The organism is Actinomycetospora sp. TBRC 11914 (assembly GCF_012933465.1).
GTDB lineage: Bacteria > Actinomycetota > Actinomycetes > Mycobacteriales > Pseudonocardiaceae > Actinomycetospora.
On the sequence record NZ_JABBND010000011.1, the window covers coordinates 142,928 to 161,631 of the forward strand.

At 70.7% G+C, this 18,704-nt stretch carries 20 protein-coding genes; 7 read left to right on the forward strand and 13 right to left on the reverse strand.

Annotation, left to right across the window (positions count from 1 at the left end; genetic code table 11):
- Positions 1 to 58: 58 nt before the first annotated feature.
- Positions 59 to 1,207, forward strand: coding sequence for an acyl-CoA dehydrogenase family protein (locus HH311_RS17960; protein ID WP_312030220.1), 1,149 nt, complete (start codon positions 59 to 61; stop codon positions 1,205 to 1,207).
- Between the two features lie 18 nt (positions 1,208 to 1,225).
- Here HH311_RS17960 and HH311_RS17965 read toward each other — a convergent pair whose 3' ends face one another.
- From HH311_RS17965 to HH311_RS17975, 3 genes are all read right to left on the reverse strand, one after another.
- Positions 1,226 to 2,764: an aldehyde dehydrogenase family protein gene (locus HH311_RS17965; RefSeq protein ID WP_169185052.1), complete on the reverse strand. Its 1,539-nt coding sequence runs from the start codon at positions 2,762 to 2,764 to the stop codon at positions 1,226 to 1,228.
- Between the two features lie 34 nt (positions 2,765 to 2,798).
- Complete coding sequence (locus HH311_RS17970) at positions 2,799 to 3,629, reverse strand: mycofactocin-coupled SDR family oxidoreductase (RefSeq protein ID WP_169185053.1); 831 nt, start codon at positions 3,627 to 3,629, stop codon at positions 2,799 to 2,801.
- Positions 3,630 to 3,728: 99 nt separating this feature from the next.
- On the reverse strand, positions 3,729 to 4,559 hold the full coding sequence (locus HH311_RS17975; RefSeq protein ID WP_312030221.1) for an alpha/beta fold hydrolase: 831 nt from the start codon (positions 4,557 to 4,559) through the stop codon (positions 3,729 to 3,731).
- Between the two features lie 121 nt (positions 4,560 to 4,680).
- On the opposite strand from HH311_RS17975, the gene HH311_RS17980 reads away from it, so the two are divergent.
- Together HH311_RS17980 and HH311_RS17985 are read left to right on the forward strand one after the other, a co-directional pair.
- Positions 4,681 to 5,865, forward strand: a complete 1,185-nt coding sequence (locus HH311_RS17980) for an NAD(P)/FAD-dependent oxidoreductase (RefSeq protein WP_169185055.1) — start codon at positions 4,681 to 4,683, stop codon at positions 5,863 to 5,865.
- 187 nt (positions 5,866 to 6,052) lie between these two features.
- Positions 6,053 to 6,706, forward strand: a complete 654-nt coding sequence (locus HH311_RS17985) for a TetR/AcrR family transcriptional regulator (RefSeq protein WP_312030222.1) — start codon at positions 6,053 to 6,055, stop codon at positions 6,704 to 6,706.
- Here the strand turns inward: HH311_RS17985 and HH311_RS17990 are convergent.
- A complete protein-coding gene (locus tag HH311_RS17990; RefSeq protein WP_169185056.1) occupies positions 6,703 to 7,482 on the reverse strand; it encodes a hypothetical protein in 780 nt (259 codons plus the stop codon). The two genes, HH311_RS17985 and HH311_RS17990, sit on opposite strands and share 4 nt — an antisense overlap.
- Entirely contained in the window at positions 7,479 to 8,255 is a 777-nt protein-coding gene (locus HH311_RS17995; RefSeq protein ID WP_169185057.1) for a hypothetical protein, read from the reverse strand. The genes HH311_RS17990 and HH311_RS17995 overlap by 4 nt, the downstream gene beginning before the upstream one ends.
- A 167-nt stretch (positions 8,256 to 8,422) precedes the next feature.
- On the opposite strand from HH311_RS17995, the gene HH311_RS18000 reads away from it, so the two are divergent.
- On the forward strand, positions 8,423 to 9,013 hold the full coding sequence (locus tag HH311_RS18000; protein WP_211190427.1) for a cytochrome c oxidase subunit 3: 591 nt from the start codon (positions 8,423 to 8,425) through the stop codon (positions 9,011 to 9,013).
- A complete protein-coding gene (locus HH311_RS18005; protein WP_169185058.1) occupies positions 9,010 to 9,285 on the forward strand; it encodes a cytochrome C oxidase subunit IV family protein in 276 nt (91 codons plus the stop codon). Before HH311_RS18000 ends, HH311_RS18005 begins: the two co-directional genes overlap by 4 nt.
- 7 nt (positions 9,286 to 9,292) lie before the next feature.
- On the opposite strand, the gene HH311_RS18010 is transcribed toward HH311_RS18005, so the two are convergent.
- The 4 genes from HH311_RS18010 to HH311_RS18025 all read right to left on the reverse strand — a co-directional run bounded on the left by HH311_RS18010 (position 9,293) and on the right by HH311_RS18025 (position 14,038).
- Positions 9,293 to 10,048, reverse strand: a complete 756-nt coding sequence (locus tag HH311_RS18010) for a hypothetical protein (protein WP_169185059.1) — start codon at positions 10,046 to 10,048, stop codon at positions 9,293 to 9,295.
- Between the two features lie 276 nt (positions 10,049 to 10,324).
- On the reverse strand, positions 10,325 to 11,128 hold the full coding sequence (locus tag HH311_RS18015; RefSeq protein WP_169185060.1) for a CbbQ/NirQ/NorQ/GpvN family protein: 804 nt from the start codon (positions 11,126 to 11,128) through the stop codon (positions 10,325 to 10,327).
- A 29-nt stretch (positions 11,129 to 11,157) separates the two neighbouring features.
- The gene (locus HH311_RS18020; protein ID WP_169185061.1) at positions 11,158 to 12,915 is read right to left on the reverse strand and encodes a nitric oxide reductase activation protein NorD; all 1,758 of its coding nucleotides are present in this window, start codon (positions 12,913 to 12,915) and stop codon (positions 11,158 to 11,160) included.
- Positions 12,908 to 14,038, reverse strand: coding sequence for a spirocyclase AveC family protein (locus HH311_RS18025; protein WP_169185062.1), 1,131 nt, complete (start codon positions 14,036 to 14,038; stop codon positions 12,908 to 12,910). The genes HH311_RS18020 and HH311_RS18025 overlap by 8 nt, the downstream gene beginning before the upstream one ends.
- Before the next feature lie 162 nt (positions 14,039 to 14,200).
- Between HH311_RS18025 and HH311_RS18030 the strand changes: the two genes are divergently transcribed.
- Both HH311_RS18030 and HH311_RS18035 read left to right on the forward strand, forming a co-directional pair.
- On the forward strand, positions 14,201 to 14,758 hold the full coding sequence (locus tag HH311_RS18030; RefSeq protein ID WP_169185063.1) for a TetR/AcrR family transcriptional regulator: 558 nt from the start codon (positions 14,201 to 14,203) through the stop codon (positions 14,756 to 14,758).
- 115 nt (positions 14,759 to 14,873) lie between these two features.
- Positions 14,874 to 16,814 carry an NAD(P)/FAD-dependent oxidoreductase gene (locus tag HH311_RS18035; RefSeq protein WP_169185064.1) on the forward strand — a complete coding sequence of 647 codons (1,941 nt, stop codon included), beginning with the start codon at positions 14,874 to 14,876 and terminating at the stop codon, positions 16,812 to 16,814.
- Between the two features lie 122 nt (positions 16,815 to 16,936).
- On the opposite strand, the gene HH311_RS18040 is transcribed toward HH311_RS18035, so the two are convergent.
- The 4 genes from HH311_RS18040 to HH311_RS18055 form a co-directional block, all read right to left on the reverse strand.
- Complete coding sequence (locus tag HH311_RS18040; RefSeq protein WP_169185065.1) at positions 16,937 to 17,209, reverse strand: cytochrome C oxidase subunit IV family protein; 273 nt, start codon at positions 17,207 to 17,209, stop codon at positions 16,937 to 16,939.
- Between the two features lies 1 nt (position 17,210).
- Positions 17,211 to 17,831, reverse strand: coding sequence for a cytochrome c oxidase subunit 3 (locus HH311_RS18045; RefSeq protein WP_312030223.1), 621 nt, complete (start codon positions 17,829 to 17,831; stop codon positions 17,211 to 17,213).
- Between the two features lie 121 nt (positions 17,832 to 17,952).
- On the reverse strand, positions 17,953 to 18,300 hold the full coding sequence (locus HH311_RS18050) for a hypothetical protein (protein ID WP_169185067.1): 348 nt from the start codon (positions 18,298 to 18,300) through the stop codon (positions 17,953 to 17,955).
- Positions 18,301 to 18,419: 119 nt separating this feature from the next.
- Positions 18,420 to 18,701 carry a cytochrome C oxidase subunit IV family protein gene (locus HH311_RS18055; RefSeq protein WP_169185068.1) on the reverse strand — a complete coding sequence of 94 codons (282 nt, stop codon included), beginning with the start codon at positions 18,699 to 18,701 and terminating at the stop codon, positions 18,420 to 18,422.
- Positions 18,702 to 18,704 lie beyond the last annotated feature (3 nt).

The following is an 18,704-nucleotide window of genomic DNA, read 5'->3' on the forward strand; positions in this document are numbered from 1 at the left end:
ACGGATCCGGAGTCGATACTTATTGAGACAGCATATCTCACAAATGGAGGTGCGGGACGTGGAACTCACCACCGAGCGGCGCGAGCTCATCGCCGCACTCCGGGACTTCTGCCGCCGTGAGGTCGGCACGCGCGAGCAGCGCCTCGCCCTCACCGACGGCGGACGGGAGTCCCACAGCCCGGAGCTCTACGCGAAGCTCGCCGAGGCCGGCTACGTCGGGATCGCCATCCCGGAGGAGTACGGCGGCGCCGGAGGCGACGTCGTCGACCAGTGCCTCTTCTTCGAGGAGCTCTTCGCCGGACTCGCCCCGGTCCACGGGGCGGGGACCAGCCACACCGTCGCCGGGGTCTACAAGAGGTTCGGGTCCGAGGACCAGAAGAAGGACGTCCTCTCCGCGATCTCGGGTGGCTCGGTCATGTCGATCAGCATCTCCGAGCCGCAGGCCGGCTCCGACGCCGCGAACATCTCGTGCAGAGCGGAGCGGACCGGGACCGGCTGGCGCGTCAACGGCCAGAAGACCTGGTGCTCGGACGCCCAGTTCGCCGAGCGCATCCTCCTCGTCGCCCGCACCGAGCGCGTCGAGGGCAAGCCGCATGCCGGACTGACGATGTTCGACGTGCCCGCCGACGTGGCCGGCCTCGCCATCCACCCGATCGAGACGATGGGCGGTCGGGAGGTGAACGACCTCTTCTTCACCGACGTCGAGCTCGACGAGGGCGCGGTGGTCGGCGAGCCCGGCCGGGCCTGGGGTCAGGTCATGGCGGGTCTCAACGGCGAGCGCATCGTCGCCGCCGCCCAAGGCCTGGGGATGGCCCGCCGCACCTTCGACGACCTGCTCGCCTACGTGACCGAGCGCGAGCAGTTCGGCACGGCAATCGGGCGCTTCCAGGCCGTCCGGCACCGGATCGCCGACCTCGCGATCGAGATCGAGTCCGCACGCGCCCTCACCTACGACGTCGTCACGCGCATCGTCGCCGGCTCGACGGACCCCCAGGTCCTGGTCCGCCTGACCTCGATGGCGAAGGTGAAGGTCACCGAGACCGCCAAGCGAACCGCCCTGGAGGCCGTCCAGCTCATGGGTGGCTACGGCTACGCCACCGAGTACGGGATGGAGCACCAGCTCCGGCTGGCCATCTCGCCCACGATCTACGCCGGCACGAACGAGATCCAGCGGGAGATCATCTCGTCGACCTACGGGCTGCGCTGAGGCCGGACGGCGCCGCCGTCAGCCCCGCAGGCGGCGGCGCCAGTCGCGAGCGGCCAGCAGATTGACCATCTTCCCCATCAGCCCGCCGACGCGGGCGGTGTACGGGTACCAGAGCAGCTCCGAGCTCGGCTCGACCCGCTCGGTGACGTAGGCCTGGTCGCGGCAGAACTTGAGGAAGCCCTTCGCCCCGCCGAAGCGCGACCCGACGCCGGACTCCTGCCAGCCCGAGTGCGGCAGCGGGAACTGGAAGACGTTGATCATGCAGTTGTTGACGTTCACCGCGCCCACGCGGAGCCGGTCGGCCAGCGCGTCCGCGCGGTCTGCGTCCTTGGTCCAGATGCTCGCGGAGAGCCCGTAGACCGTGTCGTTCGCGAGACGGACCGCCTCGTCCGCGTCCGCCACCCTGATGATCGGGAGCACCGGGCCGAAGGTCTCCTCCTGCACACATGCCATGGACTGGTCCACGTCGACGAGCACCGTCGGCTCGTACAGGAAGCCCTCCCCCGCCGCCCGGCCCCCGGTGGTCGCCCGCGCGCCGCCGGCCAGGGCCTCGTCGACGTGCCGCGAGACCAGGTCCAGCTGGCTCTGCGTGGCGAGGGCGCCGATGTCGGTGCGGAACGATCCGGGCTCGTCCATGCCCTGCCGCATGGCGGCGACCTTCTCGGTCACGACCTCCACGAAGCGGTCGTACACGGGCGCCTCGACGTAGACCCGCTCGATGGCGGTGCACGACTGGCCGGCGTTGAACAGGCCACCCCACACCGCGCCGTTCGCCGCCCGCTCCAGGTCCGCGTCGGCGAGCACGATCATCGGGTCCTTGCCGCCGAGCTCGAGGCTGCACGGGATGAGCCGCTCGCCCGCGCGGGCCCCGATCCGCCGTCCTGTCGCCGTGGAGCCCGTGAACTGCACCATGTCCACGACGTCGACCACCGCCGCTCCCGCCGCCCCGCCCCCGGTGGCGACGTCGAGCACCGGCGGCGCCCCGATCTCGGACCACCCCTTGACCGCCTCCACCCAGGCGAGCGGAGTGACCTCCGAGGGCTTCGAGAGCACGGCGCAGCCCGCCACGAGGGCGAACGGGGTGTCGAACATCGGCATCGCGAGCGGGTAGTTCCACGGCGAGATCACGCCGACGAGCGGATACGGGTGGTGCCGGACCCGCAGCTTCTTGGCGACGTTCGGCAGACCGACCGCGCGCGGGTGGTCGTCGCCGAGCGCCGCCGGCCCGTTCGCCGCCGCGTACCTCAGGGTCTGGGTGACGGCCAGGGGCTCGATCGAGGCGTCGCCCCAGGACTTCCCACCCTCGAGCTGGACGATCTCCTGGAGGTGCCGCTTGTTGTCCAGTACCCAGTCGTTCCAGCGGAGGAGCCACTCCGCGCGCTTCCGGGGACCGAGCGCCTGCCACTCGGGCTGGGCGGCCCGCAGCCGGGACGCCATGGCGGCGACCTCGGCCTCACCCATGTCCGGGACCGATCCCACCGTCCGGCCGTCGGCCGGACAACGGATCTCGATCTCGGCGGACCGTCCGGTCGTGGGCGTGTCGGACGACGTGGTCATGGCGGCTCGGCCTCCCGGTGCTCGCGCTCGGTGCTCAGCGGTAGTTGGTGAACCCGCCGTCGAAGATGATCCGCTGCCCGGTGATGTACCGGCCCGACTCACCCACGAGGTGCATCACCTGGTCGGTGACGTACGACGGGTCGAGCAGTCCGTTCGGCACCGGCAGCGGGTTCTGCAGGTTCTCGGCCATGTCCGGGTGCTCGGTGACGTAGCGGCCGAACGCCTCGTTCGCGATCATCGGCGAGTTGACGCCCGTCGGATGGAGGGTGTTCACCCGGATGTTCTGCGGCGCCAGCGTGTTCGCCAGCGTCCGCATGACGCCGACCACCCCGTGCTTGGCCGCCGAGTAGCCGGTGACCCCGGGGTTGCCCTCGGAGATGCCCCCGACGACACCGTTCGTGGAACTGGTGATGAGGATGACGCCGCCCTCACCGTGGGCCTGGAGGTGCGGGATGGCGGGGAAGATCGTGTTGGCGGTGCCGATGAGCATGACCTCGACCGCGGTCGCGAAGGCGCTCTGGCGGTTCCGCTGCTCGCCGGTGATCGGCATGATGCCCGCGTTGGCGAGGACGATGTCGAGGCGGCCGAACTCGGCCACCCCGTCGTCGAGGACCTTCTTCACCGCGGCCGCGTCCCGGACGTCGGCCTTGACCGCGTGGATCCGCTGGCCGGTCTTCTCGACCTGGCGCACCGTCTCATCGAGGTCCTCCTGGGTCGCCAGCGGGTACTCGACGTCCGGGTCGTTCTCACAGACGTCGAAGCCGATGATGTCGGCGCCCTCCTCGGCCAGCCGCACCGCGTGCGAACGACCCTGCCCCCGGGCCACACCCGAGATGAAGGCAACCTTCCCGTCCACTGCACCCATGGGTCCCGTCCTCGTGGAATCGACGTGTGGTTCTCCCGCACGCACACCCGCGCCGCCCTGCACCGGCCGGCGTCTCCGCGCGCGAGGATGTGACGCAGACTATTCTGGAACGGCCCGTTCCACAATAGGGGGGTGGTCGGCGAGGAACGCCGTGAGCGCCGCGTCGAACTCCGCGGGCGCCTCGAGCATCGGGAAGTGACCGCAGCCGTCCAGCTCGACGAGCCGGGCGCTCGCGAGCCGCCCGGCGAGCCATCGCGCGCCCTTGAGGGACATGACGGGGTCGGCGGTCCCGGCGATCTGCAGGACGGGGATCCCGACTCCCGCGATCGAGGCGAGCTGATCAGTCGTCAGCAGGGTGCGGTAGCAACCGACCGCCGCCCACGACGGCATCCGTAGGGACACCCCGAAGAGCCAGTCGACCGTGGCCGTCCCCGGCTCACGGCCGAAACAGGCCAGACCGCGCCGCCGCGCGCCGGCCCGGTCGGCCTCCTCGTCGGCGATCACCGCGTCGAGCGTGGGCTCGGGCGGGGGGCCGAACGGGAAGTCGTCGCTGCGTGATGCCCGGACGCCGTTCGACGAGACCAGCACGAGCGCGTGGACCAGGTCCGGGCGACGCGCGGCGAGCCCGAACGCCACGAGGCCCCCCAGCGAGTGGCCGACGACGGTCGCGGCGCCCACCACGAGATGGTCGAGGACGGCGGCGAGGTCGTCGACCAGGCCGTCGAGCTCGTATCCCTCCAGCGGTGCGTCCGAGTCGCCGTGACCCCGCTGGACGACGCACACGGTGCGGTGCCCTCCGGAGAGCGCTCGCACCTGGCGGTCCCAGAGCGACTGGTCGAGCCCGAAACCGGACACGAACACCACCGGCGGCCCGCTCCCGAGATCCTGGACGGCGAGAGCCACGTCCTCGCCGACCTGCACCCTGCGCACGCTCCGCACCCCTCCCGGGCCTGACGATGGCTTTTTGAACCAGGCTGTCGCAATATATGGTGATCGGCGATCGCGGGCAACGAGTCCAGGTCTCGCCACGACCAACTCGCGGAGGTTCGACATGGCAGCAGCGACGCGCATCGTGGTGGTCGGGGCCGGACTGGCCGGGCTGCGGACGGTCGAGGCGGTACTCGACCGGGACGAGGGGCACGACGTCACGCTGATCGGCGACGAGCCGCACGCGCCCTACAACCGCCCTCCCGTGTCCAAGCAGCTCCTCACCGGCGCGATGGAACCGGACGAGTGCGCCTTCCCCGCCGCGGCCCTCGACTCCGTCAGGACCCTCTTCGGGCGCGCGGCGACCGGCCTCGACCGGGGCGGACGCCAGGTCGGCCTCGATGACGGCACCTCCGTCGGGTACGACCGGCTCGTCGTCGCGACCGGGCGCCGGGCGAGGACGTGGCCGGACCCGCCGGCGCTCTCCGGCTTCCACCTGCTGCGCACCCTCGACGACGCCGTCGGGCTGCGGGCGCACCTGGCGCGCCGGCCGCGGGTGGTCGTCGTCGGTGCCGGGTTCATCGGGTGCGAAGCGGCCGCCGCCCTCCGGTCAGGAGGGCTCGAGGTCGACCTCGTCGAGATGGGCCCGCAGCCGATGCCGGCGCTCGGCGCCGAGATCGGGGCCCGGACGGCGAGGGTCCACGCCGACCACGGCGTCCGCCTGCACCTGGGCCGGACGGTCGCGGCGTTCGAGGGACACGACGGCGCGGTGAGCTCGGTCCGTCTCGACGACGGCACCACCATCCCGGCGGACGCGGTACTGCTCTCGCTCGGTTCGATGCCGAACACGGAGTGGCTGTCGTCCTCGGGTCTGACCCTGCACCGCGGCGCGGTCCTCACCGACGTCCACGGCATCAGCGTGGACGACCCCGCGGTCGCGGCGGCGGGCGACTGTGCCGCCTGGCCGCACCCGGCGCTCGACGACGCCGTCTCCGTCGAGCACTGGAACAATGCCGCCGAGATGGCCCGGGCCGTCGTCGGGAACCTCCTCGCGGAGGTCGACGAGCGGGCGGCGTTCGCCCCCGTCCCCACGTTCTGGTCCGACCAGTACGACTTGAAGATCAAGTCGGCCGGGTTCCTCGCCTCCGCGGACCGTATCGAGATCGTCGACGAGGGACCGGGGCCGGCGCTGGTCGCCGAGGCCCGCCGCGGGGACGAGCTCGTCGGGGTCGTCACGGTCAACCAGAACAAGCGCTTCCTGCAGTACCGCCGCCAGCTCGCCTCGCGACCGGTCGGGGCGAGCGCCTGAGATGCCCGCGTAGCGCCTCGAGGTCCACGGTCACGCGGGCGAGCACAACGGTCGTTCACCACGCGACCCGGCTCGTCCCGGCACGCGGACGAGGCGATCGTGATCACCGGAAGCGGAAGGTGCAGCCCGAGGTCGCCTACCCTGGACCGAGGTACTTCGAGACGACCACCCGAGAGGAGGAGGTCCCGTGGCCGATCCACGGATGAACGGCTCGACGGCCCACGCCGTCGATGCGGCCGAGTCACCGCGACCCCGCGGCCGGCCACGGCTCGACATCGACCGTGACGCGGTCGCCGACGCGGTGGCCGAACTCTTCGCGGAGGGTGGGTACGAGGCGGTGTCGATCGCCGACACCGCCGCGAAGCTGTCGGTGTCACGGTCGACGCTCTACCGCACGGTCCCGACCAAGGACGACCTCCTCGGCATCCTCTTCGAGCGCGGGACCCGACAGCTCACCGAGGACGCCCAGGCGGTCATCGCCGCCCATCCCGACGCGCCCGGCGACCAGATGCGGGAGCTGCTCCGGATCCAGATCCGAGCGGCGGTCTCCATGCGGAACTACCTCCCGGTGTTCTTCGGCGAGGGGAACATCCCGCCCGACGTCTACGGGCGGTGGCAGGTCTGGGCGCGGGAGTACGAGATCCTCTGGCGCGACGTCGTCGCGCGCGCCATGGAGGCCGGGGCCGTGGAGAAGGACGACCCGGTGGTCACGGCCCGACTCCTGCTCGGCATGTGCATCTGGGTCTCGCGGTGGTACCGCGCCCGCGGTACGCAGACCGCCGACGACATCGCCGACGCCGCCATCGGGATGCTGCGCCTCGGGGTCGTCCCCGACGCCTAGCCGGGCGCCGGGCAGTCCGAGGCGACGCGCTCCGCTAGACCGATCGCGCGCAGCGTGGTGACGCTCATGGCGACCAGCCACGTGAAGAAGACCCCGACCGGCAGGTAGAAGGCGATCACGCCGTTCCACGAGAAGGGGCCGGAGGTGAAGAGACTGATCATGCCGGCCGGGGCGAAGAGGAACGCGGACCAGAGACTCAGGAACCCCACCCAACGCGGGTAGACGGGCTCGTCGCTGTCGTCCTGCTGCAGGATCGGGACTGCGATCGCGATCATCCAGATCGTGAAGGGGACCCAGGGGTAGAGGAAGAGGAACCACCCCAGGTCGTGGTCGGACGAAGTGATCTCCGGCGACACCGTGCCCGCGCGGAACGCGGCCGCGGCCCAGAACACGGCCGTGAGCACGACGACGACCACCGCGACCGCGATCGAGCTGAGCTGGACGTAGGTCGCCGTCGGTATGCGGTCGCGCTCGATGCGCCGGCACTGGACCGCGATCGAGACCCCGAACGGCAGGATCATCCCCATGCTGACCTGCAGCAGGAAGCAACCCATGAGGATCATCGGACGGTGCTGCTCGTACATGGCCGTGATCTGCACCGGGCTCGTCGAGGGCGAGGGCGGGGGGAGCCATCCGATGAGGCCGACGTAACCGACCGCGAACACGACCATCAGGAGCGGCCCGCACCAGGCGCAGAGCCGCTCGACGGTGAGCTGCCGCAGGACGGTCGAGCCGGTCACCGTCCCCCGCCCCAGCCGCGGGGCGGTGGCGGTCACGGAGCGCCGCCCGCCGGGGCCATCACACGTCCGGGGTCGGACGTCGACGCGGTGGCGGTCGGAGCGGGGGCGATCCCCCAGACCGACACCCCGGAGCGCAGTCGGGCCACGAGGATCGTCATCGCCACGCCCGCCACGGTGCAGACGACACCGAGCAGGATCCACTGCACGGAGCGGAAGGCGTCGGTGAGCCAGACGCTCGTCCCGACGAAGTAGCACGCCGACATCGCCGTGAACCCGGACCACATCACCACGTCCTGGCCGGCCACGGATCGCCGACGCAGCAGCAGCGACACCGCGCACACCGGGTAGGAGGCGATGGTGAGCCCGAAGCCGAGGAGGTAGAGGTCGTCGTCGAAGATGAACTTGACGTTCTCCCAGATGACGGCGGACACGAGCGCGGTGCCGATCATGGCGACGGTGAACGCCCGCCGGCTCCACGTGGGAAGCAACTCGGCCCTGGCGAGGACGATGTCCTGGACCACGAACGCGATCTCGAAGGCCACCGTCGCGAGGAACGCCACCCAGAAGAGCTCCATGAACCAGCTGTCGTACTGCACGAACCACTTCTCGAAGCGGTACACCAGCGACGAGTCGTGCGCGAGCCAGTAGAAGGTGCAGAAGAGCGGGATCGAGTACACGCGCTCACGACGTGCACGCCGGAAGGCCGCGATGAACCACACGTAGTTGGCGATCATCGCGAGACCGCAGGTGATGAGCAGCGGCCAGCGGTGGGCGTCGATGGTGGCCAGCAACTCCGCGGGGTCGTACACGTGGCGCCTCCTCGGCGAGGCCGGGCGAGAGCTCTGGGACGAAGCGTCCCGAAACTTATCGTCCGGGTCACGCCACCACAAGGCACCGACGCCCTCGCCGTGAACGATCGTTTGCTCAGGAGGCTCGGGGGGTGGTACAAGAAACCCACCGGCGATGAGGAGCTCCCGTGACCGCAGCCCCCGAACGCGCGAGGCCGACGGAGCCGGTGTCCCGGTTCCCGGGCGAGGCCGGGCTGTGGGTCTTCGTGCTGGGCGACATGTGTGCGTTCACGGTCTTCTTCACGACCTTCCTGGTCGAGCGTCGCGACCGGCACGCAGCGTTCTCCGCGGCGCACACCGCGCTGGACCCCGGTCTCGGGCTCGCGAACACTCTCCTGCTCCTGACCGGCTCGCTGTTCGTGGCGGCCGGTCTCGGCGCCCACCGACGGGGAGGCTCCGGTGCCCCGTCGGCCTTCGGGCTGGCGGCTCTGTGCGGGGCGGCCTTCGTCGTCGACAAGGTCGTCGAGTACACCGACCTGATCACGAGCGGCCACACGCCCTACTCGGAGACGTTCTTCGCGACCTTCTTCGTGTTCACCGGCATCCACCTCCTGCACGTGCTCATCGCGCTGGTGGTGCTGGCGGTGATGGCCCGCGCGGCCGGGCGGACCCCGGCGCGGCCGACCGACGCCCGGATGATCGCCAGCGGGGCCGTGTACTGGCACATGGTCGATCTGCTCTGGCTCGTGCTGTTCTGCCTCTACTACCTGATGGGATGACGCCGGTGCACATCCGTGTCCCGCGGGACGTCCTCGCGGTCTGGGCGATCCTCGTCGTCATCACCCTCGTGGCCTTCGGGATCGGGGGCGAGGCGGTGACCGGGCGGGGCCTCGCGTCCGTCGTCCTCGCGCTCACCTTCGCCAAGGTCGGGCTCGTCGGCGCCTCCTTCATGGAGGTCCACCGGTCCGCGGCGATCCTGCGCGGTCTCTTCCTCGGCTGGCTCGTGGTGACCGCCGGGCTGCTGATCGTGCTGGTCCACCTCGGTTTCTAGGCGGGACTCACGCCATCGCACCGAACGCGGACGACGCATCCTCCCCCGCCCCGACCTCGACGTCCGCGTCCGCGTCCGCGTCCGCGTCCGGGACAGCGACAGCCCTCAGCAGGGCCCAGGTCACGAGACACATCCAGACCGTGAACGCCACCGCCGGGATCCACAGTCCGATGGCGCCGTTCCAGGTCACCGGTCCCGCCTTGAACAGTGGGATCACGGTGCCGGGCAGGAACACGAGTTGCGCCCACAGGTTGAACCACCCGAACCAGCGCGGGAACAGCCTCTCCGAGCGGTCGCCGAGGACCACCAGGCTCAACGCCAGCCCCTGCACCGTCACGATCGGTACCGGGCTGAGGAACATGAACCAGCCCATGTCGTTGAACCGCTGGGTGAAGACGACGTCCTCGAGCGGGCGGTACGCGGCCGTCTGCCAGAAGATCGCCGCGAGCACGAACAGGAGCACGAACAGGGTGCCCAGACCGAACTGCACGTAGGTCAACGGCGACTGCCGTCCCTCGATCCGCTTCATCTGCACGGCGATGACGGCGACCCAGGGTAGGTAGAGCACCCCGCCGATGAGCAGCAGCACCATGCCCCAACGAATTCCGACAGCGTTGCCGGCGAAGAACGTCGCGATCTCCGGCGCGCTCTCCTGAGGTGACGGCGGCGGGATGAACCGGGCGAAGAACAGCAGCCCGATGATCCAGAGGAACGCGCACACCGGGCCCGACCAGGCGCAGGCGCGGAGGTAGGAACGCTTCATCGTCGTTGACCCTCCTGAGCGGAGCTCGTCGGTCGCCGTCGCCGGCCTCGCGGCGCTATATCGGGTTCCCCGACGCCGGGCGGGGGCGGACTCGCCGTGGACGGACCCGTCACGGGTGTCGATCGAGCGGAATGATCGTTCACTTCCTAGCAGGACGTCCGCTCGACGGGAAGGGCCGGCGGCCTCGCGTCGGAGCCGGTCCCCGACCGGGGCGACACGGGACGGGGCGGGAACCTCCGTGGCGTCGCGGGCACCGGACGGTGGCGGGCCCGGTGGTCAGCCGCCGACACCGTAGGTGTCGATGAGCTCGAGGAGCCCCTCCCGGACCTCCGGGTCGTCGGTGAGCGGGGTCGCGACGGCGGCGATCACGGCGTCCCGGAACGCCAGGCCCTCCCCCATGAGAGCTGCCGCGGCGATGAGCGTGCGGGTGGAGGCGACCTCGCGCAGGCCGGCGTCCCGTGCCCGACGCACTGCGGTGCCGAAGCGGACGAGCTCGTCGGCCGCGGGATCGCCGACCCGCGCCTCCCGCGCCACGATCGTGCGCTCCGCGTCGAGCGGCGGAAAGCCCAGCTCGATACCGACCATCCGCTGTCGCGTCGAGGTCTTGAGGTCCTTGAGCACGCTCTGGTAGCCGGGGTTGTAGGAGACCACCAACTGGAACCCGTCCGCCGCGGTGAGCGTCTGCCCGCCGAGGCGCTCGAGGGTCAGCTCGCGACGGTGGTCGGCGAGCGAGTGGACCACGACGATCGCGTCCTGCCGAGCCTCGACGACCTCGTCGAGATAGCAGATCCCACCCTCGCGCACCCCCCGGGTCAGTGGGCCGTCGACCCATTCGGTGTCGCCGCCGGTCAGGACGAAGCGTCCGACGAGGTCGGCGGCGGTCATGTCCTCGTGGCAGGACACCGTGTAGAGCGGTACCCCGAACCGGTGGGCCATCGACTCCACCAGCCGGGTCTTCCCGCAGCCGGTCGGGCCCTTGAGCATGACCGGTAGCCCGCGTCGCCAGGCGGCCTCGAACACCTCGACCTCCGTGGAGATCCCGAGGTAGTAGGGCCCGGACCCCGTCGTCCCCGTGCTCATGCAGCCTCCGTTCCGTGCGACGACCGGCGTCATGGCCCTGCTCCGGCGCGGGCGCGGACCGACCGCCGGCCCCCGGCAGCGGCGTTGCGCAGGGCCGCGGTGACCATGGGCCGCAGGTGCGCCACCAGTTCCGGGTAGCGCCCTAGCGGCCGGTGCTGGTGCTCGCCCCACACGCGCGCGAGCGCCTCCGGCTCGCCCGAGCCGCGCACGCTGATCCCCACGCACCCGATGCCCCCGAGCGCAGCCTCGTCGAGGGCCATCCGACTGTCCTCCTGGGCATGGACGCCGGTGTACTCGTCGTCGTGGGGCAGGCCGTCCCCGACGACGACGAGCAGGAGGTTGCTCGTCCCTCCCCGTGTCGCGAGGACGTGGGTACCGTGACGTACCGCGGCGCCGAGGCGGGTGTGGCCCGAGGGCGAGAGCGCGGACATCCGACGTCGGGCGGCGGCGTCCCAGCGGTCGTCGAAGGCCTTGACCCGCAGCATCCGGACCTGGCGGCGCCCGCGAGAGGAGAAGCCGTAGGTCGCGACGCGGTCACCGACCTGCTCGAGACCCGCCGAGAGCCGGGCGGCCACCTCGACCTGCTCGGCGAACACGTCCCCTTCGCCCACCGACCCGGTGGCGTCGAGCAGGACGAGGACCGCGAGGTCGCGTCCGGTGCGCCGGACGCCCGAACAGACGTCCGGGTCCCCGGCATCGCCCGCCGCGACGGCGATCCGGTGGTCGACGAGCGCGGTGAGGTCGAGCGAGTCGCCGTCCGCGCACCGCCGCCGGCGCTCATGGTGCAGGCTCAACCGGGCGAGCTCGCGGCGCAGGGCCGGGTCCGGCTCGGAGGCGGGCGGCCGGTCCTCGGGGCCGCCGGAGGGCGAGGGCGGGTCGAACTCGGTGACGGTGCACCAGTCCGGGCGGTAGCGGCCGCGGGCGCGGTCCCACTCGGGGTAGACGGTGCCGGTCGGCCGCCGCGGCGCCAGCAGGGAAGCGAGGGCGGGCGGTGTGCGGAGGCGCCCGGCGGCGTGCCCGATACGCCGCTGGCGACGGTTCCCGACCGGCAGATCCTCGACGGCGGCGCCGGGGTTCTCGTCCGACGACGGGGCGGCGCCCATGCCCAGCAGCTTCTGCAGCGCCGCGGTGAACGGGTTCTTCATCCCCCGCACCTGCAGCTTCTGCATGATCGCGCCGGTCTCGGCGTCCTCGGCCTCCTCGTCGTCGAGCTCGTCGACCGCCTGCTCACCGGCGGTGCCGCCGTGGTCGCGGTCCGAGGGCGCGACCCCGCCGGTCTCCCCCGCGTCCTCGGCATCGCTGCGCGCGAGCGCCCGCGCGCGGATACGCCCGTACCACTCCGGGACGCCGGGCAGCGCCTCGTCGGACCGCGCCCGCTCCAGGGAATCGGACACCGAGACCGGCACCGACAGGTCGCCGACTGTCGCGGCGAGGTCGCTGAGCACGGACCTCGGCAACAGGTCCGCCAGCACGCTGGCGGCCCGGGCTGCCTCGAGGACGAGGAAACGGTCGGACATCCCGGGCCGGCACCGGGTCAGGGCACGCATCGGTCGGGAGTCGAGGCTCCCCACCGCGACCAGCGCCGCCTGGAGCACCACCGTCCGTCGGGCGGTCGGGAGCTGTGCGGTGGGCAGCACGACCGTCTCGCGATCGTTCCACGCCCGGGCGACGTCGTCCGCCCTGACGTGCATGCGGCGCCCCGCGATCGCGCCCGCCAGCAGGGTGAGGCGCCGCAGGCGGAGATCGGGTCGGTCGTTCGCTCCCGGCCCCTCGGGACCCTCAGCCACCCGGGGAGAAGGGGACGTTCGCCGGGACCTGGTTCCCGTTCGCGTCGACACCCCCGCCGGGCTGGGCGTAGGACGAGTTGCCGCGCGAGAGCGGCACCGTCGGGCCGGGGCACGCGCGGTCGGTCCCGGTGCCGCAGAGCCCGTTCATGAAGTACGAGCGCTTCTGCGTGTCCTCGTTCCACGTGTCGGAGTGGATGCCGACGAAGAAGTTGGGCACGTTGTAGGTCAGCAGGAAAGCGACCTGGACCGCCGCGATCGCGGCGAAGCAGCGCACGATCACCTTGCGGCCCTCGCCGCCCTCGAGGTCCTCCGACCCGCGCTCCATCAGGGTCTGGCCCTTGTCGTCGGTGTAGTACCTCAGCGCCGCGACCGCGGTGAACGTCGCGCCGATCGACAGGGCCTCGTGCAGGGGGAACGCGAAGTAGCTGTCCGGGAAGGTCTGCAGGTAGCCACCGGCGTAGTGGAAGATCCCCATCGGCAGCCAGAGGATCCCCTCCAGCACGAAGTCGAACAGCATCATGAAGACGTACAGCGCGCCGATCATGCCGAGCTTGCCGAGACGCGGGAACCGTGCCTGCACCTTCCGCATGAACCAGGAGCCCAGGAACATGACGATCACGAAGATGTAGGAGTAGGCGCCGGGCGTGAACAGGATGGGCTCGACGAGCATGTGCCCCGGGGCGCCGTAGGACAGCCATCCGGGGATGCTGTTCACCCACGACCCGAAGTTGATCATCCAGGAGTTGTAGTCGAACCAGTGGCCACCGTAGGACGAGATCGGGTCCTGCCACCACATCGTCAGGAACGCGACGACGAGGATGCCGTCGACGCCCACCCGACGATCCCGCATCCAGGGTCGGATCACGAACCAGGCCAGGAGCCCCAACGCGATCGGGATACTGACGACCTGCCAGCCGACGAGGATGACCCTCATCAGCATCGGCGGCTCGGTCGGCCCCGGGTCCACGCGCACGAAGTACGGACCGGACACCCAGCGGATCAGCACCCAGACCTCGAACGCGATGATCACCGCGCCCACCACGGCCCAGACGTTGACCGGCCGGGTACGGCGCGGCTCCACGTCCTCGATCGAGGGCAGTGACCGTTCCTGGCTGGTCGTCATGGATGACGCCCCCTTCGACCGTCGGCATCAGTACGGAGTGAACGTTCACTGCCTAGCAGGCGCGTGGAGCGACCGGAAGACGCCGCGAACGTCCCCTCGTCGATGCACCGATCCCGTTCGTGGGTCGGACGCCTCGCCGGGGCAGCGCGTTAACATCGCGGTATGGGTCGAGACGCTGCCATCCTGGACGCGGCGGAACGCCTGTTCGACGCGCACGGCTACTCGGGCATCGGGGTCGACGCGATCGGCCTGGAGGCCGGGGTCAGCGGTTCGGCGATCTACCGGCACTTCTCCGGCAAGGAGGAGATCCTCTCGGCGTTGTTCGACCGCGCCATCGATGACCTCCTGCTGCGGATCGGGTCCCCGCGCACCGACCCCGACGAGGAGCTCGAGCACCTGATCGACGTCCACCTCACGTTCGCCCTCGAACACCCCCGCCTCGCGGTGATCTGGTCCCGCGAGGAACGGTCGCTCTCCGACGTGTTCCGGCGCACGTACCAGCGCCGGCAACGCCTCTACCTCGAACGATGGGACTCGGCCCTCGCCGCGTGCTACCCGGAGTGGAAGCGGGAGGAGCTGGTCACGGTGCGGGAGGGTCTGCACTGGTTGTTGATGTCGTCGGCGGTCACACCGGTCCGCCGGTCGGCCCCCTCCGCGCCGACGATCCTGCGCGGCATGGCGCTCGCGGCGCTCACCGCCCTGACGACCGACAGCGGCTGAACGAGCGTCCCGGACGCGTTGACGCCCCACCCACCTCGACCTAGTATTTGAGACGGCTGGGCTCAAAAAGCGTCTGGGGCTCCGGCCTCCGCGTGGTCGAAAGGACGTCTCACTCATGCCGCAGTCCGACAGCATCGGTTCCGCCGACGGCGAGGTCGACGACGCCACCCTGCGCAGCGCCATGGAGGACGCCAACCTCCCGAGCCTGCAGGCGACGCTCGTGCACCTGACGGGCGACCGGAGCTGGATCGAGGGCGAGTACCGCCCGCGGCCGGGGCCGCCCCTCGACGACAACGACTCCTCGGGCCTGCCACCCGAGCGCCAGACCGAGATCCGCGACGCCGCGCTCGACGCGGTCCGACGGTACCGGGCAGGAGCGCTCGTTCCGTCGGCGCTCACGCCCGACCAGGTCGCCGAGATCCTCGAGATCACGCTGGGCGAGGAGGTCCCCCCGGAGTACGGGCCTCTTCTCGCCGAGGAACTCGGTGTCCGGAGCAGGGACGTCGAGCTCCCCCCCGCGCCGGCGGCGGAAGACTTCTCGGTCCTCGTGATCGGCTCCGGTCTGTCCGGTCTCTGTGCCGCGATCAAGCTCCAGCAGGCCGGCATCGCCTATCAGGTGATCGAGAAGAACCCCACCGTCGGCGGCACCTGGCACGAGAACGTCTACCCGGGTTGTGGTGTGGACACCCCGAGCCACCTCTACAGCTTCTCCTTCGACATGAACGTCGGTTGGGACCGCTACTTCGCCAAGCGGGGGCAGGTCTCGGAGTATCTCGAGCGCCTCGCCGACGACCATGACGTCCGCAAGCACATCCGGTTCTCCACCGAGGTCGAACGGGCGGACTGGGACGACGAGGCCTCGCGATGGGTCGTGGGTGTCGTCGAGGGCGGGCGCCGGGAGACGATCACCGCGAACGCGGTCATCAGCGCCGTCGGTCAGGTCAACCGGCCGTCGTTCCCGCCGATCGACGGCGTCGAGGCCACGGGCGAGACCGTGTTCGCCGGACCGGCCATGCACACTGCCGCGTGGGACCCCTCCGTCGAGCTGGCGGGCAAACGTGTGGCGGTGATCGGCACCGGCGCGAGCTCGATGCAGCTCGTCCCCCGGATCGTCGATGAGGCCGAACAGGTCGTGGTCTTCCAGCGCTCGAAGCAGTGGGCCCTGCCGCACCCCAAGTACACGTCCGAGGTCCCCGCCGGCGTCAAGCTCCTCATGGCCGAGGTGCCGTTCTACGCCCACTGGTACCGGCTGCGGCCGTTCTGGAACTTCGGGGACCGCCTGCACCCCTCCTTGCAGATCGATCCGGAGTGGGAGCATCCCGAGCGGTCGGTCAACGCCGCGAACGACAAGCACCGCAAGTTCCTGACCAAGTACATCTCGTCCGAGCTCGGCGACCGCCAGGACCTCCTCGACGCCTGCCTGCCCGACTACCCGCCGTACGGGAAGCGCCCGCTGATCGACAACGGGTGGTACCGCACGATGACCCGCGACGACGTCGAACTCGTCACCGAGAGCGTGGCCCGCCTCGAGGCGGACCGGGTGGTGACGGCCTCCGGGGCCGAGTACCCGGTCGACGTCGTCGTCTTCGCCACCGGCTTCCGGATCCTGCAGTTCCTGGCGCCGATGGAGATCCACGGCCGCTCCGGCCGCACACTGCGCGAGACCTGGGGCACCGACGACGCCCGCGCCTACCTCGGCGTGACCGTTCCCGACTTCCCCAACCTGTTCATGCTCAACGGTCCGAACACGTTCGCCGGGCACGGCGGGAGCGCCATCATCGCCACCGAGTTCCAGACCCGGTACGCGATGCAGCTCATCGGCCGCCTGATGCAGCCGGACACGGCCGCGGTGGAGGTGCGCGAGGACGTCTTCTGGGACTACAACCGCGAGCTCGACGCCGCGCTCGACCGGACGATCTGGTCACACCGCGGCATGACGAACTACTTCCGCAACGACGCGGGGCGCATCGTCGTGTCGAGCCCGTGGAAGTACGTCGACTACTGGCAGCGGACCCTGGCGGCCGATCCGGACGAGTACCGGGTCGACGCGACCTGAGCCCGGGAGCGGGGTGTATCCCCGACGACGACCCGAGGGACGTCGATCCGATCGTCGCCGGCTCCGACGACACCCTCGGCACTCCCGTGGCCGGCGGTGGACGATCACTCCGCGACGGGCCCTCAGCTGCCCACGAGGAAGAGCACGACGACCATGGCGGCCACGACCAGGCACCAGGCCTCGAAGAGCCCGCGCAACACCCGCGGCGCCGTCCTGAGCTCCATGAACTCCAGCCCGACGTAGCGGGCCTTGACCAGGGCGATCACGAGGACGATCACCGCGCCCGCCTGACCGAGGGCCGCGTGGTCGTGTCCGACGAGGACCGACACGATCGTCGCGATGACGAGGCCGGCCCACACCAGGGCGAGGCGGTCCTTGAGGAGTGCCGCAGTCATGTCAGGCCACCAGGTAGAAGAGGGCGAACAGAACGATCCAGAGCAGGTCCACCATGTGCCAGAAGCTCGCCGCGTTCTCGACGGTGCGCCCGAGATCGGGGCTCGGAACGGGACGTCGCACGGCTGACCGGGCGATCGCGAGACCGCCGAGTCCGATGAGGACGTGGGTCAGGTGGATGCCGGTCAGGACGAAGTAGTACAGGAAGAAGTCGTTGCTCGACGGCGCGTGACCTTCGCCGATGACGATGCTGTACTCGGTGACCTTGAGCGCGAGGAACACGACACCGCCCGCGGCGGCGGCGACCAGCAGACGGCCGGCGAACGCCCGACGACCCGCACGGACCCTGCGGACCGCCAGGGCGACGAGCAGCGAGCTCGTCAGGAGAACGATCGTGTCGACGAGTCCGAGGGGGACCTCGAGCTGCGTCCTGGAGGCCGCGAACACCTGGGGTTGCCCGATGCGCACGACGAGGAAGACGCCGAAGAACGCGGCGAACACGGCCATGTCGGAGAGGACCAGGATCCAGATGCCAGCCTCACCCGGGACCCGGCCGCGGGACCGTGGGCGTCGCCCGCGGTCGGTGTCGGACTCCGTGACGGTCGCGGTTGACGTGTCGACCACGGATGCGCCCCCTCGTCGCCGGCGACGCTGCCCGGAACGGACGTTCCTGCGTCATCAATTATGAGCCTTGGTGTCTCAATATATGGTCGGGCGTTCCCCACGGTCAACGGCGCCCGGCGTGTCAGGACGTGATCGTCAGGGAGATCTCGAGGTACTCCGCGACGCGGCGGGCGTCCTCGACGGAGTCGATGCCGGCCACGATCTCCTCGGCGGAAGGCCAGGTCCGCGGTCGATCGGCGTGCTCGTCGACGGGGACCCCGAGCGTGACCCAGCGGGCGTAGACGGTGTCCGCGAGCGCCACGTACAGGGCAGCGGCACTGACGGGGAGGGCGAAGTGCGGGTGCAGCGCCTCGTACGTGGCCGCACCACGGACGGCCGTCTCCCGGATCTGACGGCTCGTCGCGGCGATGAGGAGGTGGTTCTCGAGCCGATACCCGAGCTGTCGCAGTCGACTTCGTCCCTGCGACACCTGCAGGGTGTCGAGTCGGACCCCCGCGGGAGGCGGGCCGGCCCCTTCCAGCAGGTCCGCGACACCGACCCGCCCCGGACCACCCGGCGTCGCCGGCTCCCCCGACGGCCGCCACCTCATCAGAGCATCACCAGCGACATGACGACCAGCAGGGCGCAGACGCCCACGCACCAGCTCTCGAAGGCGGTCCGCAGGGGGCGCGGCGCGTCGCGGAGCTCCATGAAGTAGAGCCCCACGAAACGCAGTTTCACGAACGCCACGACGAGCACGACCGCGCCGGCGATCCGCACGCTGGCGATGCCGTGGTCGCCGCCGACCCACCATGACAGCAGGGTGAACGCGACGAGTGCGATCCAGACGTAGGAGACCGGCCCGCGGACGAGGGCGACCGCTCGGGTCATGTC

Bases quoted from the DNA above. Each gene is read 5' to 3' on its own strand.
- HH311_RS17965 (WP_169185052.1), bottom strand. From the start codon at position 2,764: ATGACCACGTCGTCCGACACGCCCACGACCGGACGGTCCGCCGAGATC.
- HH311_RS17970 (WP_169185053.1), bottom strand. From the start codon at position 3,629: ATGGGTGCAGTGGACGGGAAGGTTGCCTTCATCTCGGGTGTGGCCCGG.
- HH311_RS17980 (WP_169185055.1), top strand. From the start codon at position 4,681: ATGGCAGCAGCGACGCGCATCGTGGTGGTCGGGGCCGGACTGGCCGGG.
- HH311_RS18005 (WP_169185058.1), top strand. From the start codon at position 9,010: ATGACGCCGGTGCACATCCGTGTCCCGCGGGACGTCCTCGCGGTCTGG.
- HH311_RS18010 (WP_169185059.1), bottom strand. From the start codon at position 10,048: ATGAAGCGTTCCTACCTCCGCGCCTGCGCCTGGTCGGGCCCGGTGTGC.
- HH311_RS18015 (WP_169185060.1), bottom strand. From the start codon at position 11,128: ATGAGCACGGGGACGACGGGGTCCGGGCCCTACTACCTCGGGATCTCC.
- HH311_RS18025 (WP_169185062.1), bottom strand. From the start codon at position 14,038: ATGACGACCAGCCAGGAACGGTCACTGCCCTCGATCGAGGACGTGGAG.
- HH311_RS18030 (WP_169185063.1), top strand. From the start codon at position 14,201: ATGGGTCGAGACGCTGCCATCCTGGACGCGGCGGAACGCCTGTTCGAC.
- HH311_RS18035 (WP_169185064.1), top strand. From the start codon at position 14,874: ATGCCGCAGTCCGACAGCATCGGTTCCGCCGACGGCGAGGTCGACGAC.
- HH311_RS18040 (WP_169185065.1), bottom strand. From the start codon at position 17,209: ATGACTGCGGCACTCCTCAAGGACCGCCTCGCCCTGGTGTGGGCCGGC.
- HH311_RS18055 (WP_169185068.1), bottom strand. From the start codon at position 18,701: ATGACCCGAGCGGTCGCCCTCGTCCGCGGGCCGGTCTCCTACGTCTGG.